The sequence below is a fragment of the Ralstonia sp. 25mfcol4.1 genome (genome assembly GCF_900104095.1).
Classification (GTDB): domain Bacteria; phylum Pseudomonadota; class Gammaproteobacteria; order Burkholderiales; family Burkholderiaceae; genus Cupriavidus.
In genome coordinates this window covers 1-17,271 of the sequence record NZ_FNJO01000032.1, presented here as the reverse complement: position 1 = coordinate 17,271, position 17,271 = coordinate 1, and the positions used below count along the sequence as shown (strand labels likewise).

General features: G+C 59.8%; 14 protein-coding genes and 2 pseudogenes. 8 read left to right on the top strand and 8 right to left on the bottom strand.

Going from position 1 to position 17,271, the window contains the following annotated elements; genetic code table 11:
- Both BLQ58_RS29000 and BLQ58_RS28320 read right to left on the bottom strand, forming a co-directional pair.
- Positions 1-293 (bottom strand): annotated as a pseudogene (locus BLQ58_RS29000) (hypothetical protein); the annotation flags it as partial.
- A 1,710-nt stretch (positions 294-2,003) separates the two neighbouring features.
- Positions 2,004-2,696, bottom strand: coding sequence for a TetR/AcrR family transcriptional regulator (locus tag BLQ58_RS28320; protein ID WP_029051702.1), 693 nt, complete (start codon positions 2,694-2,696; stop codon positions 2,004-2,006).
- A 132-nt stretch (positions 2,697-2,828) separates the two neighbouring features.
- On the opposite strand from BLQ58_RS28320, the gene BLQ58_RS28315 reads away from it, so the two are divergent.
- From BLQ58_RS28315 to BLQ58_RS28300, 4 genes are read left to right on the top strand one after another with little or no spacing between them, the layout of a single operon-like run.
- Positions 2,829-3,911: an alkene reductase gene (locus tag BLQ58_RS28315; protein WP_092603769.1), complete on the top strand. Its 1,083-nt coding sequence runs from the start codon at positions 2,829-2,831 to the stop codon at positions 3,909-3,911.
- A 50-nt stretch (positions 3,912-3,961) separates the two neighbouring features.
- Positions 3,962-4,750, top strand: coding sequence for an SDR family NAD(P)-dependent oxidoreductase (locus tag BLQ58_RS28310; RefSeq protein ID WP_029051703.1), 789 nt, complete (start codon positions 3,962-3,964; stop codon positions 4,748-4,750).
- 42 nt (positions 4,751-4,792) lie between these two features.
- Positions 4,793-5,689, top strand: a complete 897-nt coding sequence (locus BLQ58_RS28305) for an alpha/beta fold hydrolase (protein WP_049816005.1) — start codon at positions 4,793-4,795, stop codon at positions 5,687-5,689.
- Positions 5,670-6,671: an NADP-dependent oxidoreductase gene (locus tag BLQ58_RS28300; protein WP_029051704.1), complete on the top strand. Its 1,002-nt coding sequence runs from the start codon at positions 5,670-5,672 to the stop codon at positions 6,669-6,671. Before BLQ58_RS28305 ends, BLQ58_RS28300 begins: the two co-directional genes overlap by 20 nt.
- A 250-nt stretch (positions 6,672-6,921) precedes the next feature.
- Here BLQ58_RS28300 and BLQ58_RS28295 read toward each other — a convergent pair whose 3' ends face one another.
- From BLQ58_RS28295 to BLQ58_RS28995, 3 genes are all read right to left on the bottom strand, one after another.
- On the bottom strand, positions 6,922-8,025 hold the full coding sequence (locus tag BLQ58_RS28295; RefSeq protein ID WP_049816009.1) for a BamA/TamA family outer membrane protein: 1,104 nt from the start codon (positions 8,023-8,025) through the stop codon (positions 6,922-6,924).
- A 313-nt stretch (positions 8,026-8,338) separates the two neighbouring features.
- Positions 8,339-9,010: a response regulator transcription factor gene (locus BLQ58_RS28290; RefSeq protein ID WP_092603767.1), complete on the bottom strand. Its 672-nt coding sequence runs from the start codon at positions 9,008-9,010 to the stop codon at positions 8,339-8,341.
- A gap of 669 nt (positions 9,011-9,679) precedes the next feature.
- On the bottom strand, positions 9,680-10,480 hold the full coding sequence (locus BLQ58_RS28995) for a molybdopterin-binding domain-containing protein (protein ID WP_139186195.1): 801 nt from the start codon (positions 10,478-10,480) through the stop codon (positions 9,680-9,682).
- Between the two features lie 1,711 nt (positions 10,481-12,191).
- On the opposite strand from BLQ58_RS28995, the gene BLQ58_RS28275 reads away from it, so the two are divergent.
- On the top strand, positions 12,192-12,509 hold the full coding sequence (locus tag BLQ58_RS28275; protein WP_029051574.1) for a hypothetical protein: 318 nt from the start codon (positions 12,192-12,194) through the stop codon (positions 12,507-12,509).
- Between the two features lie 6 nt (positions 12,510-12,515).
- Here the strand turns inward: BLQ58_RS28275 and BLQ58_RS28270 are convergent, their stop codons facing one another.
- The gene (locus tag BLQ58_RS28270; RefSeq protein ID WP_029051575.1) at positions 12,516-13,373 is read right to left on the bottom strand and encodes a transglutaminase-like domain-containing protein; all 858 of its coding nucleotides are present in this window, start codon (positions 13,371-13,373) and stop codon (positions 12,516-12,518) included.
- Between the two features lie 455 nt (positions 13,374-13,828).
- Here BLQ58_RS28270 and BLQ58_RS28265 point away from each other — a divergent pair, with 455 nt between their 5' ends.
- A complete protein-coding gene (locus BLQ58_RS28265) occupies positions 13,829-14,065 on the top strand; it encodes a hypothetical protein (RefSeq protein WP_029051576.1) in 237 nt (78 codons plus the stop codon).
- 591 nt (positions 14,066-14,656) lie between these two features.
- On the opposite strand, the gene BLQ58_RS29290 is transcribed toward BLQ58_RS28265, so the two are convergent.
- On the bottom strand, positions 14,657-14,860 hold the full coding sequence (locus BLQ58_RS29290) for a hypothetical protein (protein ID WP_029051578.1): 204 nt from the start codon (positions 14,858-14,860) through the stop codon (positions 14,657-14,659).
- 187 nt (positions 14,861-15,047) lie between these two features.
- Positions 15,048-15,970 (bottom strand): annotated as a pseudogene (locus BLQ58_RS28250) (IS3 family transposase); the annotation flags it as partial.
- Between the two features lie 150 nt (positions 15,971-16,120).
- On the opposite strand from BLQ58_RS28250, the gene BLQ58_RS28245 reads away from it, so the two are divergent.
- Both BLQ58_RS28245 and BLQ58_RS28235 read left to right on the top strand, forming a co-directional pair.
- On the top strand, positions 16,121-16,405 hold the full coding sequence (locus tag BLQ58_RS28245; protein ID WP_029051580.1) for a hypothetical protein: 285 nt from the start codon (positions 16,121-16,123) through the stop codon (positions 16,403-16,405).
- A 742-nt stretch (positions 16,406-17,147) separates the two neighbouring features.
- A partial coding sequence (locus tag BLQ58_RS28235) for a helix-turn-helix domain-containing protein (RefSeq protein WP_139186193.1) occupies positions 17,148-17,271 on the top strand: 124 nt, incomplete at its 3' end.

The window sequence follows — 17,271 nt, the reverse complement described above, 5'->3', positions numbered from 1 at the left end:
AACACCAGCGGGCCGAGCCCAGATTCGACGTCCACTTCGAACGAATCACCGCTTGCCAGCGGCGAATCGACATGATCGGCCTTCTGAAGCCCTTCCGGCACGGTAGTGTCCATCGACAGTGCTGCGACCCAGAAATGCGAATCAGTTTCGCCTGGTAGGCCAGCGTGCACGTGCAGGCCAGTTTGTATCGGAGTTCCGAAATGGCCGTGCAGCAGCGGGGTCAGCAGTTGCGTCAGTACAAAAAGCACCAACACCACGCCCCGGAGCGAGACACTCGGCATTGCACGTGACATAGCGCTATTGTAATGCAACCACTGCGGTTCTGCCGCTGCGGCCTTCCGCCAATGCTCAAAATGCCCCCTGTGTTGCCGCCGCCCGTTCGTTCTACAGCGCTTGAACGGATTTGTTGGCGCACAGAAGCCTCGAACCTCGCAGTCACACATGGCTCCGATCTTCGTGGTCAAAAGTAGGGCAAGCGTATTTCGGCTTCACACCGTATTGGACGTCCTTCGCGATGGACTCGGACTCGAAACTCCTGAACGACAACGGAGAGCCTGTTGCCGTAGTGTTCCGCATCACCTTGATGCCCCCCAGTTGTCTAAGATCTCTCGGATGACTCGAAGACCTAAAGGCCTTTCCTCTGCCGCTCACAATCGATTACAACCCTGCATCTGGGCTGGCGATATGCTATCGCGCGACCTCTACCGCCAACGCTTATACTGGAGACAATCAATGGGCAAACTCGGGGCAATGCGTCTACTGGCGTCTGTTTTGATGCTAATGAACGTTGGGGGCAATGCGCATGCTCAGCAGGTGGGGGGTGGCATGGGCGAACCCATTCACATCGGCACGTTTGACGCGCGCGGGGAGGGCCGGCTCATGAGACAAGATCTACCGCAGAAGTCATCGGCAAAAGCCCGGCACACATCCGATGCCGGAACACCGCAAGCGCATGCACGCACCCAGCAAGGGATGCTTCCAGGCAAGCACCTACGCTAGTTCGCAGATGACGTTACGCGGCCGTTGATGCCAAATGTGTCGCATATGGCCGATCGCTGCAAGTCAAGGTCGCGCGAATCTCCTGGTGGCCCTAACGTCCATGACTTAGCCGGGCGGAATTGGCCGCCTGCCGGTCCGGAGCAGGATTCATTGGAGGGCAGTGCGGAGCAGCAGGTTGCTGATCTTCAGGTTGCCCGTGCTGAATCGGAGCAGGGCGCACTGCGCGCCGCTAGTGTCAGGACGGACCTAGCCAAGGCGCTATTGCGAGGGAAGCGAACCAGGCGAACTGTGTATACATACAGTGGTTTTGCGCTGAGATTTAAGGGCAGACACAGGAATGCCGGATTCTCTGCGCGCTGCAAAGACCTCGTTTAGCCGGTTTAACGACGGCGTTGTTAGTGCTCAAGCGGAAACCTGTGCATCCTTCCTTAGCCAGCGGACCTTAGTCTGGTCAGGGATGGCGCTGGCCGTAGGCGAGCGCGCTGATTTTTTGGTCTCTGAGGCTGGGGGTCTTGGGCACTTTGCATGCGGACTGGCGGCGTAATCGTGAGCACTATTGTCGCGGGGAAGGGACTTTACGCAAACGTGGGCACAGTAGGGGCAAGCCGCTATCGGGTGCCGTATGTTTAACTTTATGCTGCTCCAGCCATTCGTGAGAATCCTCAGAAGTTAACGTCGGTAAGGGCTCCTGCCGACCCCGAACTGCCGTTCAGATTGCCCCGCTGCAATGGCCGCTTCCAGGGAGCACGCGCCGCTCGTCAAGCCAATGTGAGTCTCAAGTAAACGGCTAAAGTCTATGGTGGCTCATCAGCGGCTAGGCGAACGCCGACCACTTCTCGGCAGCACTGACAGTGTTTCTGGTGGGGACGGGCCGGTTCATCCGCCGGGCATCGCACTCGCGCTGCCGCCGTTCGCGCAGAAGGCAGGTGCTGCCTCGGTCCCGCTCGGCTTCATGCAGATGGGTTGCGCGGCACTGCCAATGGAGTTTTACGCGGGTCGTCCGCCTATTTGGCCTTCTTTATCGTTCTGGTGGTCAGCGCGCCGCTGTCGCCGTTGGTGTGCTGGCTATCGGCCGGTCGGTGAATGCCGGAAGTACGCCGGTCATGCGAAGAAGCGTTTGCTGTTGTGGATGCGCTCAGTGACGCAAGGATCGCGTCGCGGCAAACCGCCAGGATTTCATCGGCCAGCGGCGAGTCGTCCGGACAGGCCCGCGACATGACGATGGCGCCCACCGCGTGCGCCAGTGTATCGAGGGACCGGGCTCGCGCCCGACCCGGATCGGGTCCGTCCGAAACAGTGTCCTCGGACCTCAGCGCCGTCAGCAGGCTCTCAATGCCTGCCGCGAACGCGGTCCGAACCGCTTCTGGTTGACGCGCTGCATCCCCGCCTAGTGCGGCCATCGTGCAGCCGGTCGCGCGGGTGTCGCGGTGCTCGCGAGAAAGGTAATGCTGCACGAACTCTGGCGCGTTTACACCCGCGCTCAGCGCCACCGTCTGCGCGATGCCGCAGGCCGCCGATTCCGCCATCAGGTCGGCCTTGGAGCGGAACTGTCTGTAGAAGCCGCCGTGGGTGAAGCCGGCGGCGGCCATCAGATCGGCAACGCCAACCCCGTCGTAGCCACGTTCCCGAAACATCTTCGATGCCGTCGCGACGACGTGCTCCCGGTTGGCCTGTGCCTGTGCCTTGGTGATCTTCATTTCCTGACCACGATGGGTTCATGTCTGCGAATGCTCCATTGTACATTGATGTTAAGCGTCATCAAAACCTTGACAGTTAAGATTATGAGCGTCATCATTGAATGCGTTTCCAACACCAGAGGCTGACGCAACATGACGGACAAGACGCTTTTCGAGCCCTACACCCTTGGGCGCCTGACACTCGCCAATCGTTTTGTCATGGCACCGCTGACCCGCAATCGCGCAGGCGCAGGGCTGGTGCCCAGCGAACTGGCCGCCACCTATTACGCCCAGCGTGCCTCGGCCGGCCTGATCATCACGGAGGCCACTCAGGTGTCGGCCCAGGCTCAGGGCTATCAGGACACACCGGGTCTGTACACGCCCGAGCAAATCGCCGGCTGGCGCAAGGTCACCGAGGCTGTGCATGCCAAGGGGGGACGCATCTTCGCGCAACTCTGGCACGTCGGCCGTGTTTCGCACGTCGATGTCCAGCCTGACGGCGCTGCGCCCGTCGCGCCTTCGGCCATCCGCGCGGCGACGAAGACCTTTGTCAACAACGGTTTTGTCGACGTGTCGCAGCCGCGCGCTCTCGAACTCAACGAACTGCCGGGCATCGTTGGCGACTTTCGTCAAGCCGCGGCCAATGCAATGGCCGCAGGCTTCGACGGCGTGGAGATCCACGGTGCCAACGGCTATCTGCTGGAGCAGTTCATCAAAGATGGGGCTAACCAGCGCACTGACGCCTACGGCGGCACGATCGAGAACCGTGCGCGCCTGTTGTTGGAAGTCGTCGCAGCAGTGGTGGCAGAAATCGGCGCCGACCGAACCGGTGTGCGCATCTCGCCTGTGTCACCGGCAAATGGAATTTCGAGCAGCGATCCTCAGCCGCAGTACGACTACATCGCCGGGCAGCTCAGCGCGCTGGGCATCGTCTACCTGCATGTGGTCGAGGGCGCGACCGGCGGCCCGCGCGATGTCGCACCGTTTGACTACGACGCGCTGCGCCGCCGCTTCAGGCAAACCTACCTGGCCAACAACGGCTACGACGTGGAACTCGCTACCGCCAGGCTCAACGAGGGCAAGGCAGACCTGTTCGCCTTCGGCCGTGCCTTTATCAGCAACCCCGACCTGGTGGAGCGCCTCAAGATGGGCGCCCCGTTGGCCCAGCCCGACTTCGCCACGCTCTATGGTGGCGGCGCCGCGGGCTACACCGACTACCCGTCCATCACCGCCTGACGCGCGCTGCTGGCGGCCGCGTCCGAATCGCCTTGAAAAGGAAATTATTCATGACCACGCTTCCGACTGTTCTCATCACCGGCGCCTCCTCCGGCATCGGCGCCACCTACGCTGAGCGCTTCGCCCGCCGCGGCCACGACCTTGTGCTGGTTGCACGCGACAAGGCGCGCCTCGATACGCTGGCAGCGCGGCTGCGTGAAGAAAGTGAGGTGGCGGTGGAAGTGCTGCAGGCCGACCTCACTCAGCCCGCCGACCTTGCCGCGGTCGAGACTCGTCTGCGCGAGGATGCTCGCATAGGCATCCTTATCAACAACGCCGGCATGGCTCAGTCGGGTGGCTTCGTGCAGCAGACTGCCGAGGGCATCGAACGCCTGATCACGCTCAACACCACGGCGCTTACGCGGCTTGCAGCCGCGGCCGCTCCGCGTTTCCTGGAGTCGGGTACGGGAGCAATCGTCAATATCGGCTCGGTGGTAGGTTTCGCGCCCGAGTTCGGCATGTCGATTTACGGCGCCACCAAGGCGTTTGTGTTGTTCCTGTCGCAGGGATTGAACCTCGAGTTGTCGCCCGGCGGCGTCTACGTGCAGGCGGTGCTCCCGGCAGCGACCCGCACGGAAATATGGGGGCGCGCCGGTATCGACGTCAATACGCTTCCCGAGGTGATGGAAGTCGGCGAACTGGTTGATGCGGCACTGGTCGGCTTCGATCGCCGCGAACTCGTGACTATCCCGCCACTTCACGTGGCTGGGCGCTGGGACGCGTTGGATGGCGCGCGTCTAGGGCTCATGTCGGACATTCGACAGGCGCAGGCGGCTGAACGCTATCGGCCGGAAGCCTGACCGCCCCAAGAACTGGGGCGTCACCCGCGACGAGAATCGAACATGATCTTCAAAGCGCTGCAGGCATCTTATGTCCACGCTCAGACCAAGCTCGTAGCGGCGGGAGGAACCATGTTCGCTTATCGCGAACTGGGACAGCACGGCGGTACCCCGGTGGTCCTGCTCAACCACTGGGGCGCCGTGCTGGACAACTTCGACCCGCGCATCGTAGATGGCCTAGCTCGCGAGCATCACGTTGTCGCCATCGACTATCGGGGAATCGGTTTGTCCGGCGGCACCGCGCCGGTGACCGTCGACGAGATGGCGCGCGACACTATCGCGGTAATCCGCGCGATGGGTTTCGATCAAGTCAATCTGCTCGGTTTTTCGCTTGGCGGCTTCGTGGCGCAGGACGTGGCCCTGAAGGCCCCTGGCTTGGTACGCAAGCTCATCCTTACCGGCACGGGTCCCGCGGGCGGTGAAGGCATCGATCGTGTCGGTGCGGTGTCGTGGCCGCTGATACTCAAGGGCCTGCTGACGGTACGCGACCCCAAGACCTATCTTTTCTTCACCGCTACGGCCAACGGCCGGCAGGCGGCGAGTGCCTTCCTAAAAAGGCTGAAGGAGCGCCGCGTCGACCGCGACAGCGGACCGACACCTCGCGCGTTCTCGCGCCAGCTCAAGGCGATCAAGGCTTGGGGCCAGCAGGTGCCGCAGGATCTCGCCGACCTGCGCATGCCGGTCCTGATCGTCAATGGCGACAACGACATCATGGTGCCTACGACGCTGAGTCGCGACATGGCCCGCCGCATTCCCCATGCGCAGCTGATCATCTACGAAGACGCCGGGCACGGCGGCATCTTTCAATATCACGTCGACTTCGTATCGAGGGCGCTGGCGTTCCTTGCAACACCCTTACCCGCGTTGGAATCAGAGCAACATGAAAGCACTCATATTTAAACGCTATGGCAGGTCACCTGAGATCGGATTTGCCGACGTTCCGCGCCCTACGTTAAAGGCTGACGAGTTACTGGTGCAGGTCCACGCAGCAGGATTGAACCCAATCGACAACATGATTCCAGCAGGAACGTTCAAACCTGTCCTGAAGTTTGAATTACCGGCTACGCTGGGCAGCGATATTGCCGGTGTGGTGGTTGAGGTTGGCAGCCGCGTGACACGCTTCAAGCCGGGCGATGCCGTTTTTGCCAGCCTCTTCGATCTTGGAAGAGGCTCGATCGCTGAATTCGCGGCAGTGCCGGAAAGCGTTGCTGCACTCAAGCCGGCTAAGCTCGACTTTGTGCAGGCCGCCTCCGTTCCGATGGTCGGCCTCACCTCGTGGCAAGCATTGAAGGAGCGCGCGAATGTTCGAGCTGGCCAGAAGGTATTCATCCCTGCGGGGGCGGGCGGTATCGGCACGTTCGCCATCCAACTGGCCAAATACCTTGGCGCCAGGGTAGGAACGACCACCAGCACGGGCAATGTCCAACTGGTCACCACGCTCGGTGCAGACGAGGTGGTTGACTATAAGAAGGAGAAATTCGAGAAAGTGCTGCGCGGCTACGACGTGGTGCTCGGTACACTGCGGGGGGACGCGATCGAGAAAGCCGTCGGCATTCTCAAACCAGGGAGCAAGATTGTCTCCCTCATCGGCCCATTGGACGCCGCCTTCGCACGCGCACGGCGCCTGAACTTCTTTTTGGCGTTCGTGTTCGGCTTGATGAGCCGGAAGATCATGCGACTTGCAAGAAAGCAGGCCGTCACTTACTCGTTTCTATTCGTGCGTCCAGACGGCGCCCAACTGGCGGAAATTGGAGGGCTCCTCGAGTCCGAGCACATTCGTCCGGTGATCGACAAGGTTTTTCCATTCGAGCAAGCGAAGGAAGCGCTTGAATACTTGGCCCAGGGACGCGCGAAAGGCAAGGTCGTCGTGAAGATCAAGTGAGCGGCCGAACAGTTGACTGTGCAGGAGCTTGCCCTCGCGATTGAAGAGGCGGGTGACTAAGTTTAGTCTCATAGAGAACCGGATGGCCGGTCAAGGGGCAGAGCCGACGCCCGAATGTCCGAGCAAAAGCGAGAGCGAATGACGCTTGTTGGCCGGTCTCAGCCCCCCGGCTCACGACACCTGTGAGAAGTCTCCGCGCGGGGTCGGTTGAGCCCGCGATGGCACGCTCGCTAAGGCAACCTGTGTCCAGCTAGCGCCAGGCGCTGCCGATCTGGATGTAGAAGGCGTTCTGGCCCTTGCTGTGGGCCACGTCGATCCCGACCGCCACGCCCAGCTTGCGCGCGACCAAGTACCGAAAGCCGGCGCCGACGCTGACCACATTCTGGGCGTCGCTGAAACTGTTCCAGTGGCCGTATGCCTTGCCCACCCCGCTGAAGCCCAGCACGCTCCAGCGCGGAGTGACGTTCCAGCGCAGCTCGGCCTCTGCCACCAGCGCATTGCGGTCCTGGTAGCGGCCTTTTTGCACGCCGCGAAGATCGACATAGGGCTGTGCGTAGAACGGCGTCTGGCCGCTCGACATGCGGCTGTCACCCCTCAGGCCAAGCACGAACGTGTGGCCGATGGGCATCCAGTGGTAGCCGCGCAGGTTGTACAGGTCGAAGCTGTCTGAACTGCCGAGGCCGGGTCGGGCGAACTGGAGTTCGAGTTCGGCGTATGTTCCTCGACTCGCGTAGAAGAAGTTGTCGCGTGAGTCGTAGTCGATCACGATCGCGCCCATGCCGATGCGCTGACCACGCGAAATGTCGCCTAGCTCGGGCGCGCTGCTCCCATGCCGGAACGTCGTGGTGGCATCGAAGTAGACGTAGCGGGGGCCAACATACCAGCGGCTGTCGCCTATGCGTGCGAGAAACTGCTGGACAGTCCCCGCGCCGCTCAGCTCGTAAGCGCGCGGCTGATTAAGCACGCCGAAGTAGTCCAGTTGGGCGTCGACCTTGGCGAGCCCACCGAGGTAGCGGTACCGATCACCATCCCATGTATGGAAGTGTCCGAGGAAAGCGCCCCACGTGCCATTCTGCGTAAGGAGGCCGCCGACGAACGTGATGTTGGGCGGCGCCGGGCCGTTTTCGTTGGATCGCGCCTCCTCCAACGACTCCGAGAAAAAGAGCAACCCGAGTCCAGCCCCATAGCCAACGGCCGGCTCCGTGATGACGATCGGCACCGGTAGCGCGCCCTTGTGCGTGAGCAGGTAGTCGCTGGCGTCGAATTGGCCATCCTCCGGATCGATGAACGACAGCGGCGCCGATGCCGCGCCGGTGGCGGCGCACAATGCGCCTAAGGTGCACAGGCCGCGCAGGCCAAAGGTGATTCGACGATACACAGACGGATGTGATGCCGGAGCCATAAAAGATCGACCCATAGTGGATCTTTAGAGCTTATGAAGCAGAGTGGCCCTGGCGGCACGCCAGCGCGAGCGCGGCGGCCGGATAACGCCGCATGCGATCTCGCTGGGCGCACACAGCGACCGTGCTCTGCCGATCGCGGTCCTTTTTTCCCGTCGCTGCCGCGTGACCTCGCAGCGCCTAATTCAGCATGTCGCATTAGGCGCAGGATAGGTCCGGAGTTGTGCGCAACTGCGAGAGCCGCGTACCCACGAGTAAGAAGCTCCGCTAATCCGTCGCGCTCTCCTGGGAACGGGATGATGCGCAGGTAGCGGTTAGTCTACGGGGCGCCGACGAAGTGTACTTGATCCCCAACTTATCGGCGCACCGCACGAGGTGTGCGAGAGAATCGACCTCCAGCTTGCTCATGATACTGGCCCGATGGACTTTGACGGTTTTCTCGACGATCCCGAGGATGTTCGCGATCTCCTTATTTCGGAGGCCTGTTGTTACCATTGCCATTACTTCGCGTTCGCGATTCGTCAGCCGTTTCATCCTTGACTCAAGCGCCTCTCTCATTGCGCGCTCGATACTCCGTTGTGTGGCCAACTCCAAAGCGGTGGTCACAGCCATGACGAGGCGGTCTTCGGCCACTGGATTCTCGAGAATATTGACGGCGCCGGCTTTCATCGTCTCAACGGCCTGCTCCACATTCGTTGAACTTGTGAGCATGATGAAGGGCACATGCGCTGGCAGTAGCTTCAACAGTTCGAGACCGCTAATACCTGGCAGGATCAGGTCGGCTACCACGCAGGTAGGCCTGCAGAGTGTGTCGAGGTCTGGGCGAAATTCCTCGGCCGAACAAAAGGGCCTCGATGTGAATCCTTTGACCTGCAATAGACGACATAGAGCTTTGCGGATACTTTCATCACCATCCACAACGAATACAGTCCCCGTCATAGCGTCGGCCCTCTACGAAAGTGGAAGTGAAGTCCTGTCTACGTTACGCAGCGTGGCTTGCGTGGACAACAGGTCTGGGGGAGAGAACGAAAAATTTTACTAGGACGAATGAAATTTTTTTTGACACGGCTGCGCCTGGTGGCTGCCAAATCGAGTCCCGGTTAGCGACGGACAGTGGTGGGCCGGCTAGAACCTACATTGTTACCAGCCGCCAGAATTGGCACCCCATGTCGCCTGGCCGCGCGGTTTGGGCGCGAGACCGCGCGGGATGAGTGGGACCATGTCGGGATAATCGTACTTTTCGTGCTTGTATGGATCAAGTCCCAGGAGGCTGGTCTCGGGTTGACCTCCGAGCACCTTTTGGCGGCAGGATGTTTAGATGCACCTGGCGTGGCCGGCGGCCCTGCCTCCGGCGTGACCAATTTCCGCGACGCTAATGGTCCGCGGCTGGAATGGCGTCGGCGATCTGCCAGATTGGTCGTAGCGCGCCGTCAGTGCCGGACAGTTGACCGACCACTTCCGCGTCCAGGGGAAGGAATAGCTCGAGCCGAAGGCCGTTCCCTTCTCTGCCATTTGGAACGTCAAGATCGAATAGGGACAATCGATGATCTACCCTAAATTGGAAAATCACAGCAGTAACAGCGGCTATTTCCTCGATCATGAGGTACGCTACCTCGCTGCTTTCTCGGCTTCTGCTGCGGCTTTGGCAGCCTCCTGCATGCAATTGATCCGATTCAGCATTGCCTGCTTGTCGATCCCGCTGAATTCTTGATTGCACCTGTCCATCGCCCTGGCCGTTGCAGCTTTGCGCTCCTTTTCTTCTGCTACAGCTTCAGGGTCCGGATCTGCTTCCACGCCAATCGCCTGAGCGATCGCTTCTTTCGCCCCGCCTAGATCGAATGTTGTCTCCTTGCTACCCCCGGTGGCGAGGTAGAACCGGAACGTGACTTTCCTGCCCTCCATGAAGTCCCGCAGGGTGCCCGTCAGAGGTTGGCCTTTACCGTGCCAGACTAGAAAGTTAATCCATTTCGGCTCGCGACTCACCATGTCAGATATCCCTCGAATCGCGAGAGTTCGGTTCGCATCGAGGTCCACGGGCTTTAGTTGGTCGATCCGATACATAGGAGCGCGTGTGCCTAGCACCTCTAGATTATCGGTGGGCAGAGAGAAGTTTGCCCACACCTGGCCGCCGGGGGTAATGCGATAAAAGGACAGCTCAAATCCTTGTGCATTACGTGTCACCGCAGATTGGCGAACCTCGTCCGTCATGGAATCCGTCTTGGACTTGATTTCCCATCCATACCCATTGAGGGGCAGGGCAATAAGTGGAAGAAGAAGCAGCAAAAAACGTAAGAAACCTGTGGTCACCCACACGACGTTTAACCCAAGTTTTTGCAACGGGATAGCCGTACGCGGTGCGACTTGATCGTCTGACGTGTCACCTGCTGCCGATATCGTGTCTGGTGTCATCGCAGGTGCTCCCGCTGGGTTGCTTTTGTTCTTGCACGGGGGGCGCGCGTGGGCGGGCCGCGGCAATGCCTGCAGCGTAGAAGACGGCGGTTAATGCGCAACTGCGCATTGTTTCAATCTGATATGTACAGATTTTCTGACCAAAGTCAGCGTCGCCGCCTTGCTGCACGAACTTGCGACATGGCCGAAATACGACTTGGGCCGGTCATCAGGAATCTCGGGTCGGTCGGTCGAGCTTGCCCTGGAAGCGCCCGATTGCCTTGGCGATCCGCCGACCTGAACGCGGCGGGCAGGAACCGACCCATAGCGGCCTACGGTACCTGGGCCGCTGAATGACCGAGCGCATTCCAGGAACGGACGTTCGCTTCTCTACCGTTGGGTTCACATTATCTGACCGAAACTTAGTAATAGGCGTGGATGGAGGATCTCATCGCCCATTTGCATCGAAAGCTCTGACGGCGTAGCGGTCCCGCCGCCGAGGTCACCGGCCGGCAGGCCCTATACAGGGTGCGATGTCTATAATCTAAGCATTGTGGACAGCGCCCGACAGCCGGACTTTCCGTAAGGTTGCGATGGGATAGGCACGGATTGGCACGGATCATGTACGAGGCAAGATACCGAGCGAGATATGGGCGGAGCACTAGTGAACTGGATGATGAAGTGTGGCGGGCGCGGGAGCGCGTCTGTGCCCAGATTGGCAGAGTCCGGGCGATGCTCAGCGATGGCGGCGACGTCAAGCTGGCCATGCGAACCCTGCGGTGTCTACGCCTGGGCTATGGAGAACTCCGTCGCCTGCGACATGAGAGGCTCAGATAGTGCCAAGTAGCAGGTCAACGGCAAGGTGTCCTCGCTGCATGCAAGCTGTATCGGCCTCCGCGGAGGACGGGTATGGAGATGAGTGATAGTACGGCCCACATAAAGACGGACTCTCTGAATTCGCCGGCTCTCCGACTGCCACGCAGTACCCCCAACTATGGTGCCCGGGCAGCTCATCATCGACATCAATCTGAAACACCGCCATATGCAGTATTAGACCCCGATACTGCTCTACTCTTCGTATGTTGAGCGTGTCCATGATGAAGGCCCCCGATAGCAAATGTCCTTAGGAGGCACGCCCACCGACACACTTGTAGCAGCGCAGATCGCTCCCTTTCATGACATCGTGCGCGCTGCAACTCAAAGCTGATGTCCGACGCTGTCCTACGCTCCGCAAGCCGGTCGAAGCCATGAATGGCTGATGAACGCAATAGTGCCGATTGCAGAAACTGGATGTCGAGCGACAGCAAAAGCCGAGCGCGGAAGTTCGGCGAACGCCAGCGCGTCCGCGCTGAGGCGTTCGGGTGCGAGGCGGAATAGCTCAGTCGCAATGCCAGCGACCGGGACTCTCACCGCTGGTGCCATACGAAGTCATGGATAGGACGGATTAATTCCCTATGCCGAAGATTAAGCGCGTATGCTGGGGTTGCCCAGCCGGCAAGCAATGCAATAGGAGTTCCCATGGCAAAAAGCCAACTACGCGGTAATCGTGAAGCAAAAAAGCCCAAGCAACCGAAGAAACCTTCCATCCTGGCAACCCCACTTAGCACGGTTCAGTCGCGGGTTCGGAGCGACGGTCTTGCCAAGAGGAAGTCGTAAGCCGAGGAAATTGCCCGGCAAGGCGCAGGGCGATGCCTCTTAACTCAACGAAGCCGACCGATGCGGGAGGCACACCATGATCCATCCTGACACAGGCCCTACATTTCGAGGCCTACCACTTACCGCCGAGCAGGACTCGGAGGTTCGCCATTATCAGAACAGAAAAACGAGGCTTGGCAAGCCATGGGATACCCCGGAACTACGCGGGATGCTCGAAGACATGCTGGTGCCTCCGACGACCGAGGACGGCGGCACGGAAGATGTTCTTCTGGGGCCAGCGGCTGCCGCGGAACGTGCGGCATCGTTCGTTGGCGACGCCATGGAGCCGATTGCAGCATACGAGGATTGGAATGCCGCCATGGAAATCGAGGGGATGAAAGGCGGAGGGCGCTAATGCCGGTTACCAGGTGGAGATGGCGCTCGTTGTTGCGAGCGGCAAGTCGATCCCCGCAGCCGGGTCGGATATTGGCTGGATTTCGATAAAGGGCCGCATCGACTCGACCTTGCCGAATATGGCGGCAAACGGAATGTCCGCAGCATCCCGGCCGGTGCCAATGCGCAGCAGGCCAGCGGGAATGGACACCCCCGAAGGATCGAGCAGGTACCATCCACCTGACAGGAACACTTCGACCACTGCGTGAAAGTCTGGCGCGCCCAACGCAGGATCAGCGCCATAGTCCACGCTGCTGGACATACGGGCGGGAATACTCAGTGCACGGCAAACTGCGATCATCAGGTGGGAAAAGTCCCTGCATACGCCGATGCGCTCCACGAGCGTATCGATTGCTGAGGTCCGCTCATTAGTGGATCGCGAAAGAAAGCGCACATGGTTGCGCACCCACTCCCGAATCGCATACACGCGCGAATAACCGGGGCGCATGCCGCCAAACTCCCGCATGGCGAACTCCATCGTGCGGTCGGATTCGCAATACCGGCTAGGCGCCAGGTACGAAAGTACATCGACAGGAAGTCGGGCGACCGGCACCTCTGTCAACGATGTAACGTCCTCAAAACGGTGGTCGATGTCCACGACAGCCTCATAGCGGACGGCCAATGGGCCCTTGCACGCGTGTATCCTGAGCAGGCGGTTACAGAGTGAATCCGTGTGGTGAGCGGCATCAACCGTTGGCGTGAGTGCCAGATGCTCGGAGACGATGGACTGTCTTGCAGTCTTTGCGGCTTCGACGATCAAGAGAAAGTCTGCCGTGGCGTCCAGGACCTCATAGGACAGATTCACGGAGTACCGAAGGCGGTTCATTTCGCACCTTGTGTCGACGTGGGATGGTGGTAAGGGGCTCTACCAATTGAATTCAGTGTACCGCGAGAGGTGGTGGTCGCGTGCCGCGTAAGCGGCGCTGTAATCTGTGGGGCAGGGGCCAATTTGTAAGGTGAGTAGGACAATACGCGTCACCTCCCTATACTGGTAGCGGTACCGCTTCGCGCTGCTCCCCTTTCTGGCTCGTCTATCACTCGTTTTTCGGGACTTTCCCCCTCGATTCGTCTTAGGACCGATGATTCCTGAAGTCACTCGTGGGGATTCCTGGAAAAATTCATGCTCGACGCCCCGCGACGATTTTCGTTCGCTCAATCCCGCGCCGAGACAAGCCAATTCTTCTCCAGGACCGATAGAGTCGAAGATCGGTGGGAGAGACAATTCTTCCAACCCCAAAGTGGTTTCTACGTTCGTTGCCACCTTTGCAGAGGAGTTCTGTGATGGATCGCGTCGCAGAGTACCGGGGGTTCGATATCCATGTCGATCTCAGTCTGGCGTCCAAGGACATGTTCGACGTCTGGTTCCAAGTTGAGGGGCCAATGAGGCCACCTGGTGTTGCAGCGATTGGCAAGAGAATCAAAGTCTTTGGCGGGCCGTACTCTAGGCGTTGGGCTTACCTCGTGGCGGAACTAGCGGGGCGGGCCGCCGTGGACCTTATTCTTGGGCCGGATGAATGACCAGGGGCGCGCATTTGGTTTCACTCACTTGGCCGGAGCGTTTAGCTATGTAGTACGTACTCGATGACTCGTCCTAATGCAGGACCCATCAAGACGATTTTTTAGCGTGCAATCCTGCGATCTCATGGGCGGCACCCACTACTTTCGATGCGGCGCTTGTCTACGGAGAGGCAAACGCTCGCAATGACGTTGCTATCTTGTCGCAAGAAGCAAATCAGACACATCCCGAATATCTACGTATGCTTGGTCATCAAAGGAACAGACATGTATCAGAACAACGCAATCTACAAGGGATTCAGGGTATCGGCGAAGGTGGGTCACGCACCCGGTGCAGTCCCCGGCGGTGACCTGGTTCAACCTCGCTTTCTCGCGACCGTAACCATAACACCAGTCAGTACAGGCCTGGGCTCCCGCCGACTGCTTCCCTCCATGGTCCAGCATTTCGCCAGCGGGCCGCATGCTGCTATAGCGCTGGCCTTGTCATCGGCGCGGGACGCAATCGACGGAATATCCACCTTCGTCAAGAGGAGGTAGTCCCGCAGGCAAGGCCATAGCTCTGTTCGATGAGAAGGAGCCAACCCCCTCTCCATGTCAATGCGGCGAACTGGCCTCAAAGACCTGACGTGTGTGAACCTGACGTCGCAGACGCTCACGCGCGTGGAGCGCGCGTTCCACCGCCGCCACACACGCATCGTCCACCACGCCGTTCCGCATACGGCGCAACTCCTCCCGGACACCGTCCATGGCCTCCACCACCTCGCGGAATGCCTGCGAGTACTCCTTGCTGTGTTCCATCGATCGTTTCCTCTCGTCGTTGGGCCGCTGCTTCACAAAGCAGCATGCCATGAATCGCGGTGAGGCTGTGCACACCGTGCAGCGGGCCATCATCCGTTATGGAAAGATTCCCTTGGAGTTGGCTCGACACGATGCCTCGCTGGCAGCGGTTGGAGTTGCCCCTGTACCGCAGGACACGCAGACACCGCTAGGTTGATAACACTGCAGTCCGTCTGAACTCGCGAGGTGAGCGATATTTCAGGTGGGGGTGGCGCTCATTGTAGTGTTCAAACGCAATGACCAGGCGGGAGAGTGCCGTTGGCACGTCGGCCTTGTCCATATAGGCGACGTAGTTGTGCTTCATGGTCTTCACGAACGATTCGGCCATGCCATTGCTCTGCGGTGAACGTACCGGCGTGGTCAGCGGCTCCAGGCCCAGTTCGCGAGCGAAGCTGCGCGTGCGGTGGTCGATGTAGGCCGAGCCGTTGTCCGTAAGCCATTCGATGGGCTGCGGGGCCCGCGTGGTGCCGAAGCGCTGTTCGACGGCAGCCAGCATGACGTCGCGCACCACGTCCCCGCTATGGCCGCCAGTCGTTGCCGCCCAGCTAATCGCTTCTCGGTCGCAGCAATCTAGTGCGAAGGTCACGCGCAGCGGCGTGCCGTCGTCGCACCGGAACTCGAATCCGTCGGAGCACCAGCGGCTATTGCTCCTGTCCACGGCCACGCGGCCGTCGTGCCGCCGAGTGTCTCGGCGCACGCCGGGACGGCGCAGCAATAAATGATGCTCGCGCATGACCCGATACACGCGCTTGTGGTTGATGCGCGGTGCGCCGACCAGCTCGCGAGTGCGGCGCAGCAGCGCCCAGATGCGCCGGTAGCCGTAGGTTGGCAGATACGCGACGTGGGCCTGGATTTCTTCGACCAGTTCCGTGTCGTCAGTCAGTCTGGCGCTGCGGCCATCTTGCCAATCGGACGGGCGAACCCGTTTCACCGCCACACCGGAGCGCGCTACGCCGAGAACTTCGCAGACCGTTTTCAATGGTCGTCCCCCGGCAGCAAGGGCGAGCGCGCAATCAGGTTTTTTGAGCGGCCCCACTCAACAGCCTCCTTCAGGATCTCGACTTCCATCGTCCATGATGGCTTGGAACACGCTGCATATGCAGCATGCCCTGGATGCCCCGAAGCGAGCCGCCGCGTCGGATGTGGACCGGGCATTGGAAATAACTGACTATTTAGTGTCCAACAAGCGTAGAGTGGGAAGCTAACTCGTGGGAGTAGGAAGTGGACGACAATCCGGCGGCAAGCAGTAGGGGCTTCGACATTTACCCCTTGGTCTACAACATGCAGCACCGTCGCGTGTGGCATCAACGTCGACCCGATCGCGCCTACGGCGCTTCCGTAGTGATTTGTCGAGAGGGGGAGAAGCCGACTGACCTCGTTAGCAGAGTGTTCCGTGTGCCCGACGAGAACTGGACAGAAATGGGGGCCGCCAAGCGCGCTGCAGTGCGCCGAGGCGAAGACATCATCGCGGGCCTCGTACCTGACGCATCGCTTGCCGGTATCTGACCTCGTCGAACGTTCTCCGAAGTGCATACGATGGCTACAATGCAGGCTGCCGTTGTCTCATAGAAACCCAGTGTCGGCTGCTCGCTCACGTGCGGCAGCCCCGGGTCTCCCTCCAACGCGATCCAGGGCTATCTCAATCTCATTGTTGCTTTCTGCGAGTTTTTTGTTCGTGATCTCGTTAATACTTGATCGACAAATTAGCAGAGGAGACGGCGGGGGTGTGCGGCTATTGTGGCGGAGCAGATTCAGCCACTCGACTTCGATTCTTGTAGCCGGGAGAAATCTACTTGAAAGCAAGAGTAAATAAGACGTGCGACGCATACCGTGGGATGTTCGTGCACACTGCGGTGTTTGAGGTTTCTACGGCAGCGGCAAGCAGCAACGTCCCTGGTCCGAAATGGCAGTATATGATGGCGATCCGTTACAACTCGGTAGTCGACGAACGGATGTATTGTGACTGTGCTGCGGATGAAGACGACTATTTCACGGAAGCCGCAGCATCACAAGCGGCGCTTCATTACGGAAGACTCGCTATCGATATAGTGTATGGGTTGGCATAACTGTGCGGGCTACTCGTTGGCAGCGCTCCTCACACTCGATATGTACACTCAGGCGTTACATGCACGTGCGCGATGCCTAGTCGCATTGGAAATCGGTGCCGGTAGCAAGTGACCACCGTGCGTGCGATTAGATTCGGCGGTCTCTAGAATGAAGTGCAACACCCTGATGTTAGGGTGTTGGGATGGGACAAAGCTACAGTCAACTGGGTATCGAAGAGCGTAACTGGATTCATCGCCTACTAAACGAGGGGTGCAGCCTGCGTCAGATCGCGAGAGTGGTGGGGCGAAGTCCGTCGACTGTCTCAC

Bases quoted from the DNA above. Each gene is read 5' to 3' on its own strand.
- BLQ58_RS28320 (WP_029051702.1), bottom strand. From the start codon at position 2,696: ATGAAGATCACCAAGGCACAGGCACAGGCCAACCGGGAGCACGTCGTC.
- BLQ58_RS28315 (WP_092603769.1), top strand. From the start codon at position 2,829: ATGACGGACAAGACGCTTTTCGAGCCCTACACCCTTGGGCGCCTGACA.
- BLQ58_RS28310 (WP_029051703.1), top strand. From the start codon at position 3,962: ATGACCACGCTTCCGACTGTTCTCATCACCGGCGCCTCCTCCGGCATC.
- BLQ58_RS28305 (WP_049816005.1), top strand. From the start codon at position 4,793: ATGATCTTCAAAGCGCTGCAGGCATCTTATGTCCACGCTCAGACCAAG.
- BLQ58_RS28300 (WP_029051704.1), top strand. From the start codon at position 5,670: ATGAAAGCACTCATATTTAAACGCTATGGCAGGTCACCTGAGATCGGA.
- BLQ58_RS28290 (WP_092603767.1), bottom strand. From the start codon at position 9,010: ATGACGGGGACTGTATTCGTTGTGGATGGTGATGAAAGTATCCGCAAA.
- BLQ58_RS28995 (WP_139186195.1), bottom strand. From the start codon at position 10,480: ATGACACCAGACACGATATCGGCAGCAGGTGACACGTCAGACGATCAA.
- BLQ58_RS28275 (WP_029051574.1), top strand. From the start codon at position 12,192: ATGATCCATCCTGACACAGGCCCTACATTTCGAGGCCTACCACTTACC.
- BLQ58_RS28270 (WP_029051575.1), bottom strand. From the start codon at position 13,373: ATGAACCGCCTTCGGTACTCCGTGAATCTGTCCTATGAGGTCCTGGAC.
- BLQ58_RS28265 (WP_029051576.1), top strand. From the start codon at position 13,829: ATGGATCGCGTCGCAGAGTACCGGGGGTTCGATATCCATGTCGATCTC.
- BLQ58_RS29290 (WP_029051578.1), bottom strand. From the start codon at position 14,860: ATGGAACACAGCAAGGAGTACTCGCAGGCATTCCGCGAGGTGGTGGAG.